At 64.4% G+C, this 16,873-nt stretch carries 20 protein-coding genes; 1 reads left to right on the top strand and 19 read right to left on the bottom strand.

The annotated features are described in order from the left end of the window. Window positions 1-22 precede the first annotated feature (22 nt). From panD to thpR, 9 genes are all read right to left on the bottom strand, one after another. The gene (panD, locus tag ABLV04_RS21180; RefSeq protein WP_004204397.1) at window positions 23-403 is read right to left on the bottom strand and encodes an aspartate 1-decarboxylase; all 381 of its coding nucleotides are present in this window, start codon (window positions 401-403) and stop codon (window positions 23-25) included. A gap of 93 nt (window positions 404-496) precedes the next feature. Then, entirely contained in the window at window positions 497-1,351 is an 855-nt protein-coding gene (gene panC, locus ABLV04_RS21175; protein ID WP_004204399.1) for a pantoate--beta-alanine ligase, read from the bottom strand. Between the two features lie 11 nt (window positions 1,352-1,362). After that, a complete protein-coding gene (gene panB / locus ABLV04_RS21170; protein WP_023292010.1) occupies window positions 1,363-2,154 on the bottom strand; it encodes a 3-methyl-2-oxobutanoate hydroxymethyltransferase in 792 nt (263 codons plus the stop codon). Window positions 2,155-2,273: 119 nt separating this feature from the next. Then, entirely contained in the window at window positions 2,274-2,753 is a 480-nt protein-coding gene (folK, locus tag ABLV04_RS21165; protein ID WP_048296707.1) for a 2-amino-4-hydroxy-6-hydroxymethyldihydropteridine diphosphokinase, read from the bottom strand. Beyond that, complete coding sequence (pcnB, locus tag ABLV04_RS21160) at window positions 2,750-4,144, bottom strand: polynucleotide adenylyltransferase PcnB (protein WP_180266045.1); 1,395 nt, start codon at window positions 4,142-4,144, stop codon at window positions 2,750-2,752. The genes folK and pcnB overlap by 4 nt, the downstream gene beginning before the upstream one ends. Window positions 4,145-4,206: 62 nt before the next feature. Next, on the bottom strand, window positions 4,207-5,088 hold the full coding sequence (gluQRS, locus tag ABLV04_RS21155; RefSeq protein WP_048296709.1) for a tRNA glutamyl-Q(34) synthetase GluQRS: 882 nt from the start codon (window positions 5,086-5,088) through the stop codon (window positions 4,207-4,209). Window positions 5,089-5,147: 59 nt separating this feature from the next. Then, window positions 5,148-5,603 (bottom strand): RNA polymerase-binding protein DksA, encoded by a 456-nt coding sequence (gene dksA, locus ABLV04_RS21150; RefSeq protein ID WP_002888845.1) that lies wholly within the window; start codon window positions 5,601-5,603, stop codon window positions 5,148-5,150. Between the two features lie 162 nt (window positions 5,604-5,765). Continuing rightward, the gene (gene sfsA / locus ABLV04_RS21145; RefSeq protein WP_023292014.1) at window positions 5,766-6,482 is read right to left on the bottom strand and encodes a DNA/RNA nuclease SfsA; all 717 of its coding nucleotides are present in this window, start codon (window positions 6,480-6,482) and stop codon (window positions 5,766-5,768) included. After that, window positions 6,482-7,018 carry an RNA 2',3'-cyclic phosphodiesterase gene (thpR, locus tag ABLV04_RS21140; protein WP_180266000.1) on the bottom strand — a complete coding sequence of 179 codons (537 nt, stop codon included), beginning with the start codon at window positions 7,016-7,018 and terminating at the stop codon, window positions 6,482-6,484. Before thpR ends, sfsA begins: the two co-directional genes overlap by 1 nt. Before the next feature lie 72 nt (window positions 7,019-7,090). Between thpR and hrpB the strand changes: the two genes are divergently transcribed. Further along, window positions 7,091-9,520: an ATP-dependent helicase HrpB gene (gene hrpB / locus ABLV04_RS21135; RefSeq protein WP_180265999.1), complete on the top strand. Its 2,430-nt coding sequence runs from the start codon at window positions 7,091-7,093 to the stop codon at window positions 9,518-9,520. Between the two features lie 47 nt (window positions 9,521-9,567). Here the strand turns inward: hrpB and ABLV04_RS21130 are convergent, their stop codons facing one another. From ABLV04_RS21130 to gspF, 10 genes are read right to left on the bottom strand one after another with little or no spacing between them, the layout of a single operon-like run. Further along, window positions 9,568-10,368, bottom strand: coding sequence for an A24 family peptidase (locus tag ABLV04_RS21130; protein ID WP_023292017.1), 801 nt, complete (start codon window positions 10,366-10,368; stop codon window positions 9,568-9,570). A gap of 14 nt (window positions 10,369-10,382) precedes the next feature. Then, window positions 10,383-11,111 carry a type II secretion system protein N gene (locus ABLV04_RS21125; protein ID WP_023292018.1) on the bottom strand — a complete coding sequence of 243 codons (729 nt, stop codon included), beginning with the start codon at window positions 11,109-11,111 and terminating at the stop codon, window positions 10,383-10,385. Continuing rightward, complete coding sequence (locus ABLV04_RS21120; RefSeq protein WP_023292019.1) at window positions 11,101-11,586, bottom strand: type II secretion system protein M; 486 nt, start codon at window positions 11,584-11,586, stop codon at window positions 11,101-11,103. Before ABLV04_RS21120 ends, ABLV04_RS21125 begins: the two co-directional genes overlap by 11 nt. Continuing rightward, window positions 11,579-12,775 carry a type II secretion system protein GspL gene (gene gspL / locus ABLV04_RS21115; protein WP_101989312.1) on the bottom strand — a complete coding sequence of 399 codons (1,197 nt, stop codon included), beginning with the start codon at window positions 12,773-12,775 and terminating at the stop codon, window positions 11,579-11,581. Before gspL ends, ABLV04_RS21120 begins: the two co-directional genes overlap by 8 nt. After that, window positions 12,768-13,748, bottom strand: coding sequence for a type II secretion system minor pseudopilin GspK (gene gspK / locus ABLV04_RS21110; RefSeq protein ID WP_077259115.1), 981 nt, complete (start codon window positions 13,746-13,748; stop codon window positions 12,768-12,770). Before gspK ends, gspL begins: the two co-directional genes overlap by 8 nt. Then, a complete protein-coding gene (gspJ, locus tag ABLV04_RS21105) occupies window positions 13,745-14,341 on the bottom strand; it encodes a type II secretion system minor pseudopilin GspJ (RefSeq protein WP_080820703.1) in 597 nt (198 codons plus the stop codon). Before gspJ ends, gspK begins: the two co-directional genes overlap by 4 nt. Continuing rightward, window positions 14,338-14,703 carry a type II secretion system minor pseudopilin GspI gene (gene gspI / locus ABLV04_RS21100; RefSeq protein ID WP_032452553.1) on the bottom strand — a complete coding sequence of 122 codons (366 nt, stop codon included), beginning with the start codon at window positions 14,701-14,703 and terminating at the stop codon, window positions 14,338-14,340. Before gspI ends, gspJ begins: the two co-directional genes overlap by 4 nt. Then, window positions 14,700-15,215, bottom strand: a complete 516-nt coding sequence (gene gspH, locus ABLV04_RS21095) for a type II secretion system minor pseudopilin GspH (RefSeq protein ID WP_048336417.1) — start codon at window positions 15,213-15,215, stop codon at window positions 14,700-14,702. The genes gspI and gspH overlap by 4 nt, the downstream gene beginning before the upstream one ends. Then, the gene (gene gspG / locus ABLV04_RS21090) at window positions 15,215-15,637 is read right to left on the bottom strand and encodes a type II secretion system major pseudopilin GspG (RefSeq protein ID WP_002889054.1); all 423 of its coding nucleotides are present in this window, start codon (window positions 15,635-15,637) and stop codon (window positions 15,215-15,217) included. The genes gspH and gspG overlap by 1 nt, the downstream gene beginning before the upstream one ends. A gap of 20 nt (window positions 15,638-15,657) precedes the next feature. Beyond that, on the bottom strand, window positions 15,658-16,872 hold the full coding sequence (gene gspF / locus ABLV04_RS21085) for a type II secretion system inner membrane protein GspF (RefSeq protein WP_023292025.1): 1,215 nt from the start codon (window positions 16,870-16,872) through the stop codon (window positions 15,658-15,660). Between the last annotated feature and the right edge of the window lies 1 nt (window position 16,873).

Here is a 16,873-nt window from a genome sequence, read left to right as displayed (position 1 = left end):
CCTGAGCGCAGCGCCGTGGTCATCAGGCGACCTGCACCGGAATCGCTTTCGCCTGGCGCTTCATTTCGTTGTCGCCTTCGAAGTAGGCGATGTTGGGCTGCCAGCGGCGCGCCTCTTCGTCAGACATGGTGACGAAGCTGGCGATGATCAGGATATCGCCGACGCTGGCGCAGTGCGCGGCGGCGCCGTTAACGGAGATGATTCTGGAACCCCGCTCGGCGGCAATGGCGTAGGTGGAGAAACGGTTACCGTTGGTGACGTTCCAGAGGTGAATGGTCTCATTCTCCAGAATACCGGCCGCATCCAGGAAATCCTGGTCAATGGCGCAGGAACCTTCATAGTGCAGGTCAGCCTGCGTCACTTTTACGCGGTGGAGCTTGCCCTGCAGCATATTACGCATCATAACTTCTACCCTTCAACCTTAATGTAGCAGAGCGGACACGACGTCCGCCCTGAGAAAAGCCCGGGCAAGTATTGCCCGATTTTTACCCGCTGTCTACTGACCGAGCGTGACGATCTGGTTGTCGATCAGGCGGGCCTGACCGAGCCAGGCGGCCATCAGGATCACCGCGCGCTGGCTGGCGTCGGTCAGCTCAAGCAGGGTGTCGGCATCGCGGATCTGAATGTCGTCGGCGCGGAAACCTTTCTCGTTCAGCTCCTGCTCGGCGATAGCGATGATCTCGTCGAGCTGACGGTCGCCGGCGGCCAGTTTTTCCGCCACCGCGCTCAGCACTTTATACAGACCGGGGGCGATTTTGCGCTGGTCGGCGGTCAGATAGCCGTTACGCGAGCTCAGCGCCAGGCCATCCTTCGCGCGGACGATCGGCACGCCGATAATATCGATATCGTAGCCCATGTCGGCAACCATCTTGCGGATCAGCGCCAGCTGCTGGAAGTCTTTCTCGCCAAAGCAGGCGACGTCTGGCTGAACCAGGTTGAACAGCTTACTGACGATGGTCGACACGCCGCGAAAATGGCCCGGACGGCTGGCGCCTTCCAGCATAGTGGACAGGCCGGGGACGTCGACGTAGGTCTGGCCTTCGGTGCCCTGCGGGTAGACTTCCGCCGGCGTCGGCGCGAAGACAAAGTCGACATGACGCTTGTTCAGCTTTTCGCAATCATCCTGCAGGGTGCGCGGGTAGCGCGCCAGGTCATCGGCGCGGTCAAACTGCATCGGATTGACGAAAATACTGACCACCACCACGTCCGCGCTGGCTTTGGCTTCATCAACCAGCTTCATATGACCATCATGCAGGTTGCCCATCGTCGGGACCAGCGCGATACGCTTGCCTTCCTGACGCAGACGGCGGATATGCTGACGCAGCAGCAGCACGGATTCTATAATCAGCACAACAAGACTCCTTAATGGAAACTGTGTTCTTCTCCCGGATAGACCCCGGATTCGACTTCGGCAATATACTGCCGCACCGCGGCGCGGATGTCGCCCGCCTCGGCAAGGAAATTCTTGGCAAATTTCGGAATGTGGCCGCCGGTAATGCCGAAAGCGTCATGCATCACCAGGATCTGCCCATCGGTGACGTTGCCCGCGCCGATGCCGATCACCGGAATGGTCAGGGCTTCGGTGATGCGTTTCGCCAGGGCGACCGGGACGCACTCCAGCACCAGCAGCTGCGCGCCTGCCGCTTCCAGCGCTAACGCGTCTTCAAACAGGGTCTGCGCCGCATCGCCGCGGCCCTGCACTTTATAGCCACCGAATACGTTCACCGACTGCGGCGTCAGGCCGAGGTGGCCGCAAACCGGCACCGCGCGTTCCGCCAGCATCCTCACGGTCTCGGCCAGCCAGGCGCCGCCTTCGAGTTTGACCATATTGGCGCCGGCGCGCATCACGATGGCGGCATTTTCAAAGGTCTGCTCCGGCGTGGCGTAGGCCATAAACGGCAGGTCGGCGAGCAGCAGGCTGTTCGGCGCGCCGCGGCGGACGGCGCGGGTGTGATAGGCGATATCTTCCACGGTGACCGGCAGGGTGGAGTCGTGACCCTGCACCGTCATTCCCAGCGAGTCGCCCACCAGCAGCACATTAATGCCTTCATCGGCGAACAGCTTCGCGAAGCTATGGTCGTAGGCGGTAATGGTGGCAAAGCGCTTCTTTTCCTGTTTGCATTTCTGCAGCAGGGCAATGGTGGTCGGTTTCATAACATTTCCTGATGATGAAAGTCATATTAACCGGCATTCTAACAGCAGCATTTAGAGGGGCAATGATTTTGGGCAACCGATTACGACGATCGCCGTAAATGCTAAAAAAGGAGAGGGAATTACCAGATAGCGGGCTTTGTCGCGCCGAGATCATCCAGTACGGTACGCAGCGCAGGGCCGTCAGGAAAGCGGAGGTCCGGGGCGATCTCGAACAGCGGCCAGAGCATAAAGCCGCGGTTTTTCATATCGTAGTGCGGAACGGTCAGACGCTCGCTGTTAATGACCGCATCGCCAAACAGCATAATATCGAGATCGAGGGTGCGCGGCCCCCAGCGTTCGGCTTTGCGCACCCGACCCTGCTGCAGCTCAATGCGCTGGGTGTGATCGAGCAGCGCCTCGGGGGCCAGCGTGGTTTCCAGCGCGACGGCGGCGTTGAGATAGTCCGGCTGATCCTGCGGGCCCAGCGGCGGCGTGCGGTAGAACGAAGAGACGTTCACCACGCGGCTGTAAGGTATTTCGCCCAGGGCGCGGATGGCCGCCTGCACCTGCGCCAGTGGCGAAGCGAGGTTACTGCCGAGGGCGATATAGACCAGGGTCATGCGTTACCCTGGCGCGACGCGCGCTTGCGCGGACGGCGGTGGCGACGGCGCGGCGCCGGATCGTCCCCGAGGTCGTTGAGCATATCTTTTTGCGCCGGCGGCGCGGCGACCTGGAATTCGCCCCACCATTTGGTCAGACGCTGCAGTTCGCCGTTGTTTTCAGCGCCGGCGCGTAGCTCCAGCAGATCGTAGGCGGCGCGGAATTTCGGATGCTCCATCAGCTTCCAGGCGCGTTTGCCCTGGCGACGGGACATGCGCAGCTGCAGCTGCCAGATATCGCGGATCAGGGTGGTGATGCGCTTAGGGATCGCCAGCGTACGGCAGGCTTCGTCCAGTACGTCGTTCATCGCCAGCGCGAAGGCGTCATAGTACGCCAGACCGCTCTCCTGAGCGATTTTTTGCGCAGTTTCCAGCAGCGGATACCAGAACATCACCGAGAAGAGGAAGGCCGGATTAACGCGCATGTCGTTATGAATGCGGGTGTCGGTGTTCTTCAGCACCTGGTTGATGATCCGCTCCATCGGGCTATCGCCGCGCTCGGTAAAGTAGCGGGTGATGGTCGGGAACAGCGGCTGGAACAGGTTGTATTCCCGCAGCAGCAGGTAGGTCTGATAGCCATGCCCGGCCTGCAGCAGCTTGAGCACTTCTTCGAACAGGCGCGCCGGCGGCACGTCGTGGAGCAGGGCGGCCAGCCGCGGCAGCGGTTCGGCCGTTTCCGGGCTGATGGTCATATCCAGCTTGGCGGCGAAGCGCACCGCGCGCAGCATGCGTACCGGATCCTCGCGATAGCGGGTTTCCGGATTGCCGATCAGGCGGATCACGCCGTCCTGCAGATCCTTCATGCCGCCGACGTAGTCGCGCACGGTAAAGTCCGCCACGCTGTAATAGAGGCTGTTAATGGTGAAGTCGCGACGCTGGGCGTCCTCTTCGATCGAGCCGAAGATGTTATCGCGCAGCAGCATGCCGTTCTGGCCCCGCTGGGAGGTGACGCGATCGGTAGTGTGTCCTTCGTGATGGCCACGGAAGGTAGCGACCTCAATGATTTCCGGCCCGAACATCACGTGCGCGAGGCGGAAACGGCGCCCGACCAGACGGCAGTTGCGGAACAGCTTACGCACCTGATCCGGCGTGGCGTTGGTCGTGACGTCAAAATCTTTTGGCTTTTTGCCAAGCAGCAGGTCGCGGACGCCGCCGCCGACCAGCCAGGACTCGTAGCCCGCCTTGTTGAGGCGGTACATGACCTTGAGGGCGTTTTCACTGATATCTTTGCGGGAAATAGCATGCTGCTCACGCGGGATCACCGTCATAGGCGTTGGTTCGACGGCGGCTTCTGCCTCGCGCTCCTCACGGCTTAGCACCTTACGGCAAAAATTAGCGACTCGGGTAAAAATGGTGCACCTCGTAGTGTCAGACGGACTTCAGATCAACTGTACAGTGTAAAAATAGCGGCTAATCATAGCTCAGCGGGAGCCATTTGAGAATGCTCGATTTTCGCGGGCTGCCAGTTGGCGACGGCCTGGGCGAGTAAATCAGCGACGCTCAGGGCCTGCCACTCCCCGGCGATCTCCTGATTCAGAAAGCGGAGCGCGCGGACGATTTCGGGGCGCGGATCGCCTTCCGGCAGCGCCGGCGCGTGGTTTTGTTTAGAGAGCTTATTGCCGTCGGCATTGAGGGCCAGCGGCAGATGGAGGTAGTCCGGCGCCTGCCAGCCAAAATGCTGATACAGCGAAATCTGCCGCACCGTCGGCTCAATCAGATCGGCGCCGCGGACGATCTCGGTGATCCCCTGAAAGTGATCATCGACCACCACCGCCAGGTTGTAGGCAAACAGCCCGTCGCGACGGTGGATAATAAAATCTTCACGCGCCAGCGGCTCGTTGGCGACCAGCGTGCCGCGCAGGCGGTCGGTGAACTGCAGAACCGGCCGGGTCTGGCGCAGACGCAGCGCGGCGTTTTCCGCCCCCAGGCCAAGGTCGCGGCAGTGACCATCGTAGATCCCGCCTACGGCGTGGATCCGCGCGCGGGTGCAGGTGCAGTAATAGCTCAGCCCTTGCTCACCCAGCCAGGCCAGCGCCTCGCGGTAGGCTTCGTGCCGTTGCGACTGCCAGAGCACCTCGCCGTCCCAGTGCAGACCGTAGTGGTCGAGCTGGCGCAGGATGGTGTCGGCGGCCCCGGGGACTTCGCGCGGCGGGTCGATATCTTCAATACGAACGCGCCAGATACCCTGGTTCGCGCGGGCTTGCAGGTAGCTGCCGAGCGCGGCGATCAGAGAGCCGAAGTGGAGTTCGCCGGAGGGGGAGGGAGCAAAGCGCCCTATATAGCGTGAGTCAGTCATGATACGGACAACAGAACCAGGCGGGAGAGACTCCCGCCAGAGAGTGAGGCAGCAGGGGATTAGCCCGCCATCTGTTTTTCGCGAATTTCCGCCAGGGTTTTGCAGTCAATGCACAGATCCGCTGTCGGACGCGCTTCCAGACGGCGAATGCCGATCTCCACGCCGCAGGATTCGCAGTAGCCGAAGTCTTCGTCTTCAACTTTTTTCAGCGTTTTCTCGATCTTTTTGATCAGTTTACGTTCGCGGTCGCGGTTACGCAGCTCCAGGCTGAACTCTTCTTCCTGGGCGGCACGGTCTACCGGGTCCGGGAAGTTAGCAGCTTCATCCTGCATGTGCGATACGGTGCGATCCACTTCATCCCTGAGTTGATTACGCCATGCTTCAAGAATACGCTTGAAGTGCGCCAGCTGGGCTTCGTTCATATACTCTTCGCCCGGTTTCTCTTGGTACGGCTCCACCCCAGCGATGGCGAGAATACTCAGGGACGATGTTTTACGGTTTTGCCCTTCTTGCATGTTGCTTCTCCTTAACACGCACTATCGATCCCCATGTGGGGGAAAATCAGGCCGCTATAAATAGCAGATGCTTTTCCGGATAGCAATTATCTAAACGTTACACTTGACAACCCTGTGAAGAAAAGCGTATTCGCGCTTGCGACCCGAACACTATTTAGCCACTTATTTACCGGGGTTTAACACCACGGCGATCGGCTTATTCAGAGTCATCCTCGTCGTAGAAAGTTCCGCTTTCCAGGCGAGAATTTCCACCCCCTTGTCGCGGGCTTCTGTTAACAGCTGTGCGTATCTGGCATCAATATGATGCGCGGGAGAGAAACGGTCAATTGCCGAATGCAGGACGGCAAATAAAATCACCGCGCGGTCGCCATTTGCCGCGACGGCCATCAGCTCCCGCAGGTGCTTCTGACCGCGCGTGGTCACCGCATCGGGAAAATAACCGTATTCTTTCTCCGCCAACGTAACCGATTTCACTTCAATATAGCAGTTTTGGCGATCATCTGCCTGTAACATAATATCGATACGGCTATTCTCTGCGCCGTATTTCACTTCGCTTTTCAGCTGGTTATAGCCTGAAAGTTCAGGGATTATTCCGGCGGAAATCGCCTCTTTCGCCAGCGTATTCGCGCGCAGCGTATTGACGCAAATAACGGCGCCCTGCTGCGTTTCAGTTAATTCCCAGGTGTGGGCATATTTGCGCTTCACATTGTCAGAGGTGGAATACCAGACGGTGTCGCCCGGGGCGGCGCAGCCGGTCATCGCCCCGGTATTCGGGCAGTGGAGCGTCAGCTCGCGGCCATCGGGGGTCACCACGTCGGCAAGAAATCGTTTGTAACGTTTAAGCAAAATGGCGGGCTGCAACGGCGGATCAAACTGCATCAACTTTCCTTATCAAACGGATAATGTTCCAGCGCCGTGTAGCGCGTGCGCCCCCGGCTAAAGCTGGATTCATAGAGCACGAACTTGTTCACCGGAAACGTCCAGCGAAAGCCGGGCGGCGGGATCGGCACCGCCTGGCGGGCGTCGCGCCACAGGGTAATATGCGGATGAAACGGCTGCGGACTCTGATAGCAGCCGCTGCGCGCCGCCTGAGCGCGCAGCATGCTGGCGAGCTGCAGCAGGCCGCGCGGCGGCTGACGGGGCCCGAGCCAGACCACCCGCGAGCGCAGCCACTGTCCGGCATCGTCCAGCGTCAGGGTAAAGCCCGGCAGCTGGAGGCGGCCGGCGAGGGCGGTCAGCGCCCGCTGTTTTTCCGCGCTCACCTCGCCGAGAAACGCCAGCGTGAGGTGAAGGTTATCCGCCGCGACGGGCCTGCCGGCATCCTCCGGGAAGTGCGTTGCCCGCCACTGGACAATTTGTTTGCGGATGGCAGGCGGCAGTTCAATCGCAAAAAACAGCCTTTTCGGCTCAGACATGATAGAGACTCGGTAATGAATTAGGGGGATGCTACAATGCGAGCCCCTGAATGTTAACCCCCGGAGCCTTTTGTGTCCTCATTGCCGGTTGCCGCCGTCCTCCCAGAACTGTTATCCGCCCTGCAGCATGCGCCGCAGGTTTTGCTCAACGCGCCGACCGGCGCCGGGAAGTCGACCTGGCTGCCGCTGCAGATCCTTGCCAAGGGCAACATTACGGGACGCATTATCCTGCTGGAGCCGAGGCGTCTGGCGGCGCGCAATGTCGCGCAGCGGCTGGCTGAACTGCTCGGCGAAAAGCCCGGGGAGACCGTGGGTTACCGCATGCGCGCCGAAACCTGCGTCGGACCGCAGACCCGCCTGGAGGTGGTCACGGAGGGGATCCTGACGCGCATGATCCAGCGCGATCCCGAGCTGACGGGCGTGGGGCTGGTGATCCTCGATGAATTTCACGAGCGCAGCCTGCAGGCGGATCTGGCGCTGGCCCTGCTGCTTGATGTCCAGCAGGGGTTACGTGACGATCTCAAACTGCTGATTATGTCGGCGACCCTCGATAACGAGCGCCTGCAGCGTCTGCTGCCGGAGGCGCCGGTGGTGGTCTCGGAGGGGCGCGCTTATCCGGTGGAGCGTCGCTTCAGCCCGCTCTCCGCGCACCAGCGTTTTGATGAGGCGGTGGCGGTAGCGGCGGCGGAGCTCCTGCGGCATGAACAGGGGTCGATGCTGCTGTTTCTGCCCGGCGTCGGCGAGATCCAGCGCGTTCTCGACCAGCTGACGGAGCGCGTGGCGGAGGATGTCATCCTCTGTCCGCTGTATGGCGCGCTGCCCCTGAGCGAGCAGCGCAAAGCGATCCTCCCGGCGCCGGCCGGAAAACGCAAAGTGGTGCTGGCCACCAACATTGCCGAGACCAGTTTGACCATCGAGGGCATCCGCCTGGTGGTCGACAGCGCCCAGGAGCGGGTTGCCCGCTTTGACCCGCGCACCGGCCTGACCCGGCTGGTGACGCAGCGCATCAGCCAGGCATCGATGACGCAGCGCGCCGGACGCGCCGGTCGTCTCTCCCCGGGGATCTGCCTGCATTTGCTTGGCAAAGAACAGGCCGAACGAGCGGCGGCGCAGAGCGAACCGGAGATCCTGCACAGCGATCTGTCGGCGCTGTTGCTGGAGCTGCTGCAGTGGGGGTGCCACGATCCGGCCGCGCTGGCCTGGCTGGATCAGCCGCCGGCGGTGAACCTGGCCGCCGCGCGCCGCCTGCTGGAGGCGCTCTCGGCGCTGGACGGCGAGCGGCTGTCGGCGTTTGGCCGCAAAATGGCGACTCTCGGCAACGAGCCCCGGCTGGCGGCGATGCTGGCCGCTGCGCAGACCGATGACGAAGTGGCGACGGCGGCCAGGCTGGCGGCGATCCTCGAGGAGCCGCCGCGCGGCGGGCTGGTGGATTTGGCCGCCGTCTTTTCCCGTCAGCAGGCCAACTGGCAGCAGCGGGCGCAGCAGCTGATGAAGCGTCTGGCCTGCCGCAGCGGACAGCCCGACGCCGGACGAATGGCCGCGCTACTGGCGTCGGCCTTCGCCGACCGCATCGCCCGTCGCCGCGGTCAGGAGGGACGCTATCAGCTGGCGAACGGCATGGGCGCGATGCTTGACGCCGACGACGCGCTGGGCCGCCATGAGTGGCTGATCGCCCCGCTGCTGCTGCAGGGCAGCGCCTCGCCGGATGCCCGCATGCTGCTGGCTCTGCCGGTGGATATCGGCGAGCTGATCGCCGCCCGTCCCGAGCTGGCGCAGCGTTCCGACACGGTGGAGTGGGATGAAGCGCAGGGGACGCTGAAAGCCTGGCGGCGGACCGTGACGGGCCAATTGGTGATCAAGACCCAGTCGCTGGCGAAGCCATCTGAGGCGGAGCTGCATCAGGCGATGCTCAACGGTATTCGTGAGAAAGGCCTTGCGGTGCTCAACTGGACGCCAGAGGCCGAGCAGCTGCGACTGCGGCTGCAGTGTGCGGCGCAGTGGCTGCCGGAAGAGGCATGGCCCACGGTGGATGACGCTTCGCTGCTGGCCTCGCTGGAGGCATGGCTGCTGCCGCAGATGAACGGCGTTCACTCGCTGCGGGCGCTGAAGGCGTTGGATCTGCGTCAGGCGCTACAGGACTGGCTGCCGTGGCCGCTGCGCCAGAAGCTGGATCGCGAGCTGCCGACGCACTATACCGTGCCGACCGGCAGCCGTCTGGCGATCCGATACCATGCGGAGAACCCGCCGGCGCTGGCGGTGCGTATGCAGGAGATGTTCGGCGAGGCCACGACGCCGGTTATCGCCGAGGGGCGGGTGCCGCTGGTGCTGGAGCTGCTGTCGCCCGCCCAGCGTCCGCTGCAGATCACTCGCGATCTCAGCGCCTTCTGGCAGGGAAGCTACCGCGAGGTGCAAAAAGAGATGAAGGGACGTTATCCGAAACACGTCTGGCCGGACGATCCGGCCAACGCCGCCCCGACCCGGCGCAGCAAAAAATATTCGTAGCCCCAGGCGCCGGGCGGCATTCTGCCCGGCCCGGCGAACCACTCACGCTAGACCATCTGCTGCCAGAGAAAAACGCCCCCTCCCGCCAGCGCCAGCCAGGGGCCGAAGGCCAGCGGCTGCTGCAGCGACTGCCGGGTCCACAGGCGCTGCAGCAGGGTCCACGCCAGCCCGCTGGCCGAGGCGAGCAACAGCACCTGCGGCAGAGCCTGCCAGCCGCACCAGGCGCCCAGCGCCGCCAGCAGCTTAAAATCGCCATAGCCCAGGGCCTCTTTGCCGGTCAGCAGGCGGAACAGCCAGTAGACCGACCACAGCGCCAGATAACCGGCCATCGCCCCGGCGACCGCGTCCGGCAGCGCAATGTACACCTCGTTAAGATTAAACAGCAGTCCGGCCCACAGCAGGGGCAGGGTCAGGCGATCGGGCAGCAGCTGGGTCCGGGCGTCAATCCGCGCCAGTATCAGCAGGAAGGAGAGCAGCACCAGGCCGCCCGCCAGCGCCAGGCCCGGCGCGAGCAGCGCCCCGGCGAGGATAAACAGCAGGCCGGTGGCCAGCTCGGTCAGCGGATAGCTCCACGAGATGCGCGCCTGACAGCAGCGGGCGCGACGGCCTAGCCAGAGGAAGCTGAGCAGCGGGATATTGTCCCGCCAGGCTATCGGCTGGCGACACTGCGGGCAGGATGAGCCCGGCGTGCTGAGGGTTATCGGCTCGTCGTCCGCGGTTTGGGTCAGCATGCGCGGCAGACGGTAGATCACCACGTTGTAAAAGCTGCCCAGCGCCAGGCCGAACAGCAGCAGGAAACCATACCAGACAAGGGGAAAATGCAGCGATAATGCGGCTAATGTCGTCATTTTTGCTCCTTTAATCACCATTTTCCCTGCAGCTGCCACGGCGTCGGGCCCGGGGCGTTTTTCGCCATCGGGCGGGTGACCAGCAGCGCCAGCAGGGGCGGCATCCCCTGACGGGGCTGTAGCGTACCGCGAAACAGATAGCGGCCATCGGGCGACAGGGTTCCCTGGCCGCTGAGGCTCAACTGATGAGAATCCTGGCGGATGGCCAGCGCCACGGCGCCGTTCGCCGTACAGCTTAAGGCGCCACTGACCTGGGCCAGCTCCAGGCTACCGACCGGAGAGTGCAGCCGGGCCTGACGCCACTGCGCGCGTCCGGCGGTGATTTGCCGGCAGCGCCCCTCGCTGAAGTGCGCTTCGGCCAGGCTGAAAGTGACCTCTCCCTCGGCGCTGACGGGCATAGTCGGCGTTAGCCAGCGACCGAGCAGGCTGGCGGGGGCGGTGAGCCGCCCCTCCTGCAGACGCAGATCGCGGATGCCCCACAGCCGGGCCTGGCCCTCCACGCCGCGGGGATCGCTGAGCGCGATCTGCCAGCCAGCCAGGGTGAGCGACCACGTCAGCCGCTCAAGCCGCACGCCGCGCCAGGAGACCGACTGCGCCGCGCCGCGCCAGATGCTGCCGCTAAGGTTGGCCACCTGTACCTCGGGCGGCAACATCGGGACTAACAGACGCGCCGGGGCGGTGGCGGTCAACCACAGCAGATAGAGCGCCAGCAGTAGCCCACCTGCGAGCCCGTTAGCTTTCATCGTCGCGCTCCAGCAGCAGATGGTTGACCGTGACCCAGCCCGGCCGCGACGGCTGCCCGGTTACGGACAGCGAGACCGCGTTGACGCCGCGCATCGCCGGGGCGTCCAGCCAGTCCATTAGCGCCTGGAAGGCGCAGGGCTGAAGGGTGACCTGCAGACGTTTCCCCTGCGGCTGCAGACGAACGACTTCCAGCCCGTGGCTCGCCGCCTCGCGCATCACCAGCGCGGTGAGCGCCTCTTTTGCCGCCGGCGCGGGCTGCTGGCTGAGCTGCTGCAGGCGCGGACCCTGCTGCGTCATCCAGCGCAGGCTGGCCTGCTCTTTCACCAGGGTTTGCCGCCACTGCGCCTCGCGGGCCCGCCAGGGCTGCCACAGCCCGTACCAGAGGGCGCAGGCTGTCAGCAATCCCGCCAGGCCGAGCAGCAGGCGCTGCTCCGACAGCGTGCGCTGCCGCCACCAGATGAGCAGATTAGCCATCGTTTTCCTCCAGCGTCAGCTGTCCTTCAATGCCATCCGGCCTGGTGGTCATGTCGCCTGGCCGGACGCGAAACCGCGGCTGCGCTCGCTGGGTAAACTGCTCCAGCGCCCGGGAAGAGGCCGCGGCGATATCCAGCTGCAGACGGTTGCCTGCGGCATCCCAGCTCAGCGCCCGCAGGCGGATCCCCGGCGTTTCGCTGATGATGTTTTGCAACGCGCTGAGGCGGTCGACGAGGGGAGCATGCTGCGCCTGACGGGCAAGGGTTTGCAGATGCTGCTGCATCTGCAGTCGCGGGTTAATCACCTTTTTCTCCGTTGGAAACCAGCGATGATAGTAGGCCCGGCTGGCCTGCCGGGCGGCCTCGGCCTGGCGCGCCAGATCGCGATGATCCAGCACGCTGTTCACCGCCAGCAGCAGCGCCAGGGCCAGCGCGGCATACCGCGCCGGACGCCAGCTCGTCTGATCAGGCCGCCGACGGCGGACGGCGAACTCCCCCTGCAGCAGACTGAGCTTCTGCGCCGCCGGATGACTTGCGGCAAGGGAGAGCAGCGTCTGCGCAGGCTGCGCGCGCCACTCTCCCGGCGCCGCGGGCGGCGGCGAATAGCTGTCGATGACGTGCTCTTCCGCCTCGCCCTGCAGCAGCTCCGCCAGCCAGGGGGGTTCCGCCGCCATGCCGGCCCATGGCTGGTGGCGGATCAGCCACTGGTCGTCCGCCTGCACCGCGCTCCACGCCGGCGGTTGCCAGGGCAGGGCCAGCACATCGGGCGTCAACGCCAGGGGCCGTAGCGAGAGCGACTCGCAGCGCGCCAGCCAGTCGCGCATTTTTTGCCGCTGCACGGCGACGATCTCGCACTGGGCCTGCTGGCGGTGGAGCAGGGCAAAATGGGTGGCTTCCACCTCGTCGGCCAGCTGCTCTTCCAGCAGGAAGGGGGCCACCTGCAGCGGCGGTTTACGCAGGCCCGCCGGCAGGGTGAGGGTGTGAAACGCGCAGTCGCTGGCCGGGATCAGCACCCAGGCCGGGTAATGCGCCGCCAGTGTCGGGAAAGGGCTGGCGTCGTCAGCCGGCCACCGGCCGCTGGCTTCGTGGTGCGGCTCGCCGGGGGCGAAGAGTTGCCAGTGCAGCGGCGCCTGCCCGGGGGCGAAGCGCACGATCAGCATGGCCTGGGGGGAAGCGTTAAACTTATTCATCAACCACCATAGAAAGTCCGTATCGCCGCTGGACGACGGTAAAGGCGCGCCCCTCCTGTTGCAGGACGCTGTGCAGCTGAAAGCGAAGGTTGCCGGTCACCACGGTGAAGGCGGCGATAAAGCGTGTGCTGTGCACCGTCAGCCAGGGACGGGCGAGCGTGGTATCGGTTTTCTGCAGCGTCGGCTGCGCGAGAAAGGCGGCGACGCTGCTCCACCCGGTTCGCGGGCGGTTGTGCAGCAGCTGTTGCGCCTCCTGCAGCGTCAGATCGCCGGGAAAGAGGGCCGCCAGCAGGGCGGCCTGGGAGGGGCGCAGGGTGTTGACATTGACCTGCAGCGCATCATCCGGCTGGACGCAGACGAAGGGGAGCAGGCGCTGATAGAGCGCGGCGTCCATTCCGGCCAGCAGGCGCAGCTCGCTGACATCCTGCATCGGCTGGTTGGCGGCGAGATAGCCCGGGGTTTGCGCCATATAGACCTCGTCTTCCGCGCCGTTCAGCCGCGGCTGGCCGTCGCTGTCCGTCCAGTCGCCGAGGGCGGCGGCGATCTGGCTGGCGCGCAGCGGCGACTCGCCGAGCAGCGCCAGCAGCCGGGCGAAGACGTCGGTCGGGTAGGGCGTACCGCCGCTGGTCTCATCCGCGCGATGGTTGATGGCATTGAGATTAAAGCAGGCGTGCCCGTCGCGGATCGTGGCGAGGATTTCGCCATCGTCGAGGGTAAAGCGGCGTCCCTCCTGCGCCCAGGTTTGCGCCAGGTTTGTTTGACTGGGCGAGTCCAGCGCGTCGCGTTGCAGTAGCGCGGCGGCCATGTTTTCCGCCGCCAGGGCGTACCATCTGGCCTGCAGATTATCGAGGGTCACGGCGGTGTGTTGATACATGACCGAGGTGCGTTCGGTCATGGCGCTGGCGAGGATCATCATCAGGGCGAGGATGAACAGCACCATCAGGAGCGCGACGCCGCGTTGCCGATTTTTCACTGGCCGCCTCCCGGGGTGAGTAAAAACAGGCGGGTTATCTCCCCGCTGTTCGCCAGCGTCAGGGTGATCTCCAGCCCCTGCGGCAGCGACTGCGAGCGGTCCCAGGTCTCCTGCCAGCGCCCGTCGGCATAAAACCGCAGGCGAAACGCCGTCACCTCGCGCAGCAGCACCCGGGCCGTCGGCTGGCTGCCGGTCAGCGGATCCTGTTGATCGAAGCTGAGCCGTTCAAGCTGCTGCTGGCGCAGGCGGTAGCTGACGTTCTGGATCTCCGAGCGCGGGAGGATCCCCAGCGGATTCGGCCAGCCGCTGCGGCTGAAGGCCAGCCCCCAGTCGTCGCTCTGCAACTGGAAACGTCCGGCGAAGAAAAGCGTGTCGCTGTTTCTGGCGCGACGGGGAATGATGTGCGTGACATCATCGGCGATCTGGCGAAAGGCGCGCTGGAGGGCAGCGATCTGCTGGCTCTTCTCGCGGGTCAGGCCATCGGCGCGGATGACGTTCTGCAGCACCATCACGGCGGCGGCGCTGAGGACGGCGAGGATAGCCAGCGCCAGCAGCGTTTCAATCAGGGTGAAACCGCGCATTTTCGTTATCATGGCGACGTCACCCAGGTGCGCAGCGTCGCCAGCGGCGCGGGATCGCTTTTTTGCCGCCGGACCTCCACGTCCAGCGCCCGCAGCTGCGGCAGCGCGGTTTCCACCCCCTGCCAACGGACGAACCAGCGCGTCCCGGCGGCCTCCACGGTGGTTTCGGACCAGCTGAGGGCGGGCCAGCGTTTCTCCAGCCGCAGCTGCACCAACTGATTATCCGCCAGCCAGCTGGCGAGGATTTTCTCTTCCATACGCCCAAGCTGGCGCGTCTGCTGCAGGGTGGACTGCATCACCGCCAGGCCGGCGAGGGCGAAAATCACCAGCGCGACCATCACTTCGATAAGCGTCATTCCGCTCTCGCGTTTCATGGCTGCTCCCGCGCCGCCAGCGGCTGACTGTCGCCCTGGGCGTCGATGTTGATGCCCGTCGCGGCGTCAATCCGCAGCTGAAACGGCGTGACTTCGCCGCCGGGGAAGATGATCACGTCGGGCTGCTCGCCCGGCGTCCACGCCTGGCCGTCGGGAAAGCGCAGCGTCAGCCTGGCCTGCGGGAGGGTTTCCGCCGTGGTGGCGCGCCCGGCCTGCAGCGGCAGCCACTGCGCGTTGCCCCAGCGGTCGTCAGCCGCCGCCGGGGCGCCTTCTTCTGCAGGCTGCAAACGCATAAACTGCCAGCGGTCAGGGTGGATGACGATCCCGAAGAGCTGGCCGGTTTGCTGCCCGCGCTCGCGGACAAAGTCCAGCTGCGCCTGAAAGCGCGCCAGGATCTGCGTGGCCTCCTGGGTGCGGGCGGAGGGAAACGCCAGCAGCACCATGCTGGCGCTGATGCCGATCAGCAGCAGGACCAGCATCATTTCCAGGAGGGTGAAACCGCGCTGAGACACTATTTCTTCCCGAGGGTCCAGTTGCCGATGTCGTCATTGGTGTCGGGCATCCCGTCCGGGCCGACGCTGAAGACGTCAATGGCGCCATGCTGACCGGGGCTTAACAGCTGATACTCATTTCCCCACGGGTCCTGCGGCAGGCGGCGGATATAGCCCCCTTCCGGGTAGTTGCGGGCATGCGGCTCGGCGGCCGGGGCGGTCACCAGCGCCTGCAGTCCCTGTTCGGTATTCGGGTAGCGGCTGTTGTCCAGCTTATACATGTCCAGCGCCCCCTCGAGCGCCACCAGATCGCTGACCACCTTCTGGCGGTCCGCTTTCTCCTTGTTGCCCATCAGGTTAGGTACCACCAGGCTGGCGAGGATGCCGAGAATGACGATCACCACCATAATTTCCAGTAACGTGAAGCCGCGTTGCCGTTGCATAGTTTTCTCCATTAATACAGTCACATACTCATAAGGGTATTCAGTTGCAGGATCGGCTGCAGGATGGCCAGCACGATAAACAGCACCATGCCGGCCATGGTGACCACCAGCAGGGGTTCAAACAGGCTGAGGGACATCTGGATCTGCGCGCTCAGCTCCCGGTCCTGGTTCTCCGCCGCGCGCTCCAGCATGGCGGTCAGCTCACCGCTCTGCTCGCCGCTGGCGATCATGTAGCGCATCATCGGCGGAAACAGCGCTGTGGCCTCCAGCGCGCGATGCAGGCTGACGCCCTCGCGCACCGATTCGCTGGCGGTCTCCAGCTGGCTGCGCGCCCAGGCATTGCTGAGGACGCCGGCGCTGATGCGCATCGACAGCAGCAGCGGCACCGCGCTGGCGTTGAGAATGCTTAAGGTGCGGGCGTAGCGCGCGCTGTTGACGCTGCGCGTCACGCGGCCGATGACCGGCAGACGCAGCAGCGCCCGGTCCCAGGCGAGCCGCCGGGCGGGCTGGCGCAGCAGATAGCGCAGCCCCAGCAGCGCCAGGAATGACAGCAGCACCAGCCAGGGGCCCGCGCTGCGCACAATGTCGCTCAGGCTCATCAGCAGCCGGGTAGAGAAGGGCAGGGCCTGTTTTAGATGGACAAACTGCTCGACGACTTTCGGCACCACGGTGGAGAGCAGAATGGCGATCACGCTGATGGCGACCAGCGTCAGCACGATGGGGTAGATCATCGCCTGTAGCAGGCGGGCGCGAAGCTGCTGGCGCTGCTCGGTATAGTCCGCCAGCCGGTTCAGCACGCCGTCGAGATGGCCGGAGGTTTCGCCGGCCGCCACCATGGCGCAGAACAGGCCATCGAAACAGGCGGGATAGGCGCGCATCGCCTCCGCCAGCGAATGGCCTTCAAGCACTTTGCTGCGCACCCCGGCCATTAACGTTCTCAGCGACGCCTTTTCGCACTGCTGGGCGACGGCATCGAGCGCTTTTTCCAGCGGAATGCCGGCGGCGACCAGGGTGGCCAGCTGGCGAGTGAGCAGGGCTAAATCACCGGCGCTGGTGCGCCGGGCGATCAGCCCGCCGCGCCACAGCCGGCTCGCCGGGTCGGCGGCGGCCACTTCCAGCGCCAGCCAGCCCTTGTCCCGCAGCAGCTGGCGGGCGTGGCGGGCGGAGTCGGCCTGTTGAACGCCGCGGCGGGTTTTGCCCTGCGCGTCCAGCGCCTGATAGCGAAAGAGGGCCATC

This window comes from Klebsiella sp. JN_Kp127 (assembly GCF_040062505.1).
Lineage (GTDB): Bacteria > Pseudomonadota > Gammaproteobacteria > Enterobacterales > Enterobacteriaceae > Klebsiella > Klebsiella quasipneumoniae.
Note: the sequence above shows the minus strand (reverse complement) of the source record. Positions and strands in the feature narration are given on the sequence as shown.

Coding starts and splice junctions, on each gene's coding strand:
- panD (WP_004204397.1), bottom strand. CDS start 403: ATGATGCGTAATATGCTGCAGGGCAAGCTCCACCGCGTAAAAGTGACG.
- panB (WP_023292010.1), bottom strand. CDS start 2,154: ATGAAACCGACCACCATTGCCCTGCTGCAGAAATGCAAACAGGAAAAG.
- folK (WP_048296707.1), bottom strand. CDS start 2,753: ATGACCCTGGTCTATATCGCCCTCGGCAGTAACCTCGCTTCGCCACTG.
- gluQRS (WP_048296709.1), bottom strand. CDS start 5,088: ATGACTGACTCACGCTATATAGGGCGCTTTGCTCCCTCCCCCTCCGGC.
- dksA (WP_002888845.1), bottom strand. CDS start 5,603: ATGCAAGAAGGGCAAAACCGTAAAACATCGTCCCTGAGTATTCTCGCC.
- sfsA (WP_023292014.1), bottom strand. CDS start 6,482: ATGCAGTTTGATCCGCCGTTGCAGCCCGCCATTTTGCTTAAACGTTAC.
- thpR (WP_180266000.1), bottom strand. CDS start 7,018: ATGTCTGAGCCGAAAAGGCTGTTTTTTGCGATTGAACTGCCGCCTGCC.
- ABLV04_RS21130 (WP_023292017.1), bottom strand. CDS start 10,368: ATGACGACATTAGCCGCATTATCGCTGCATTTTCCCCTTGTCTGGTAT.
- ABLV04_RS21125 (WP_023292018.1), bottom strand. CDS start 11,111: ATGAAAGCTAACGGGCTCGCAGGTGGGCTACTGCTGGCGCTCTATCTG.
- ABLV04_RS21120 (WP_023292019.1), bottom strand. CDS start 11,586: ATGGCTAATCTGCTCATCTGGTGGCGGCAGCGCACGCTGTCGGAGCAG.
- gspL (WP_101989312.1), bottom strand. CDS start 12,775: ATGAATAAGTTTAACGCTTCCCCCCAGGCCATGCTGATCGTGCGCTTC.
- gspJ (WP_080820703.1), bottom strand. CDS start 14,341: ATGATAACGAAAATGCGCGGTTTCACCCTGATTGAAACGCTGCTGGCG.
- gspI (WP_032452553.1), bottom strand. CDS start 14,703: ATGAAACGCGAGAGCGGAATGACGCTTATCGAAGTGATGGTCGCGCTG.
- gspG (WP_002889054.1), bottom strand. CDS start 15,637: ATGCAACGGCAACGCGGCTTCACGTTACTGGAAATTATGGTGGTGATC.
- gspF (WP_023292025.1), bottom strand. CDS start 16,872: ATGGCCCTCTTTCGCTATCAGGCGCTGGACGCGCAGGGCAAAACCCGC.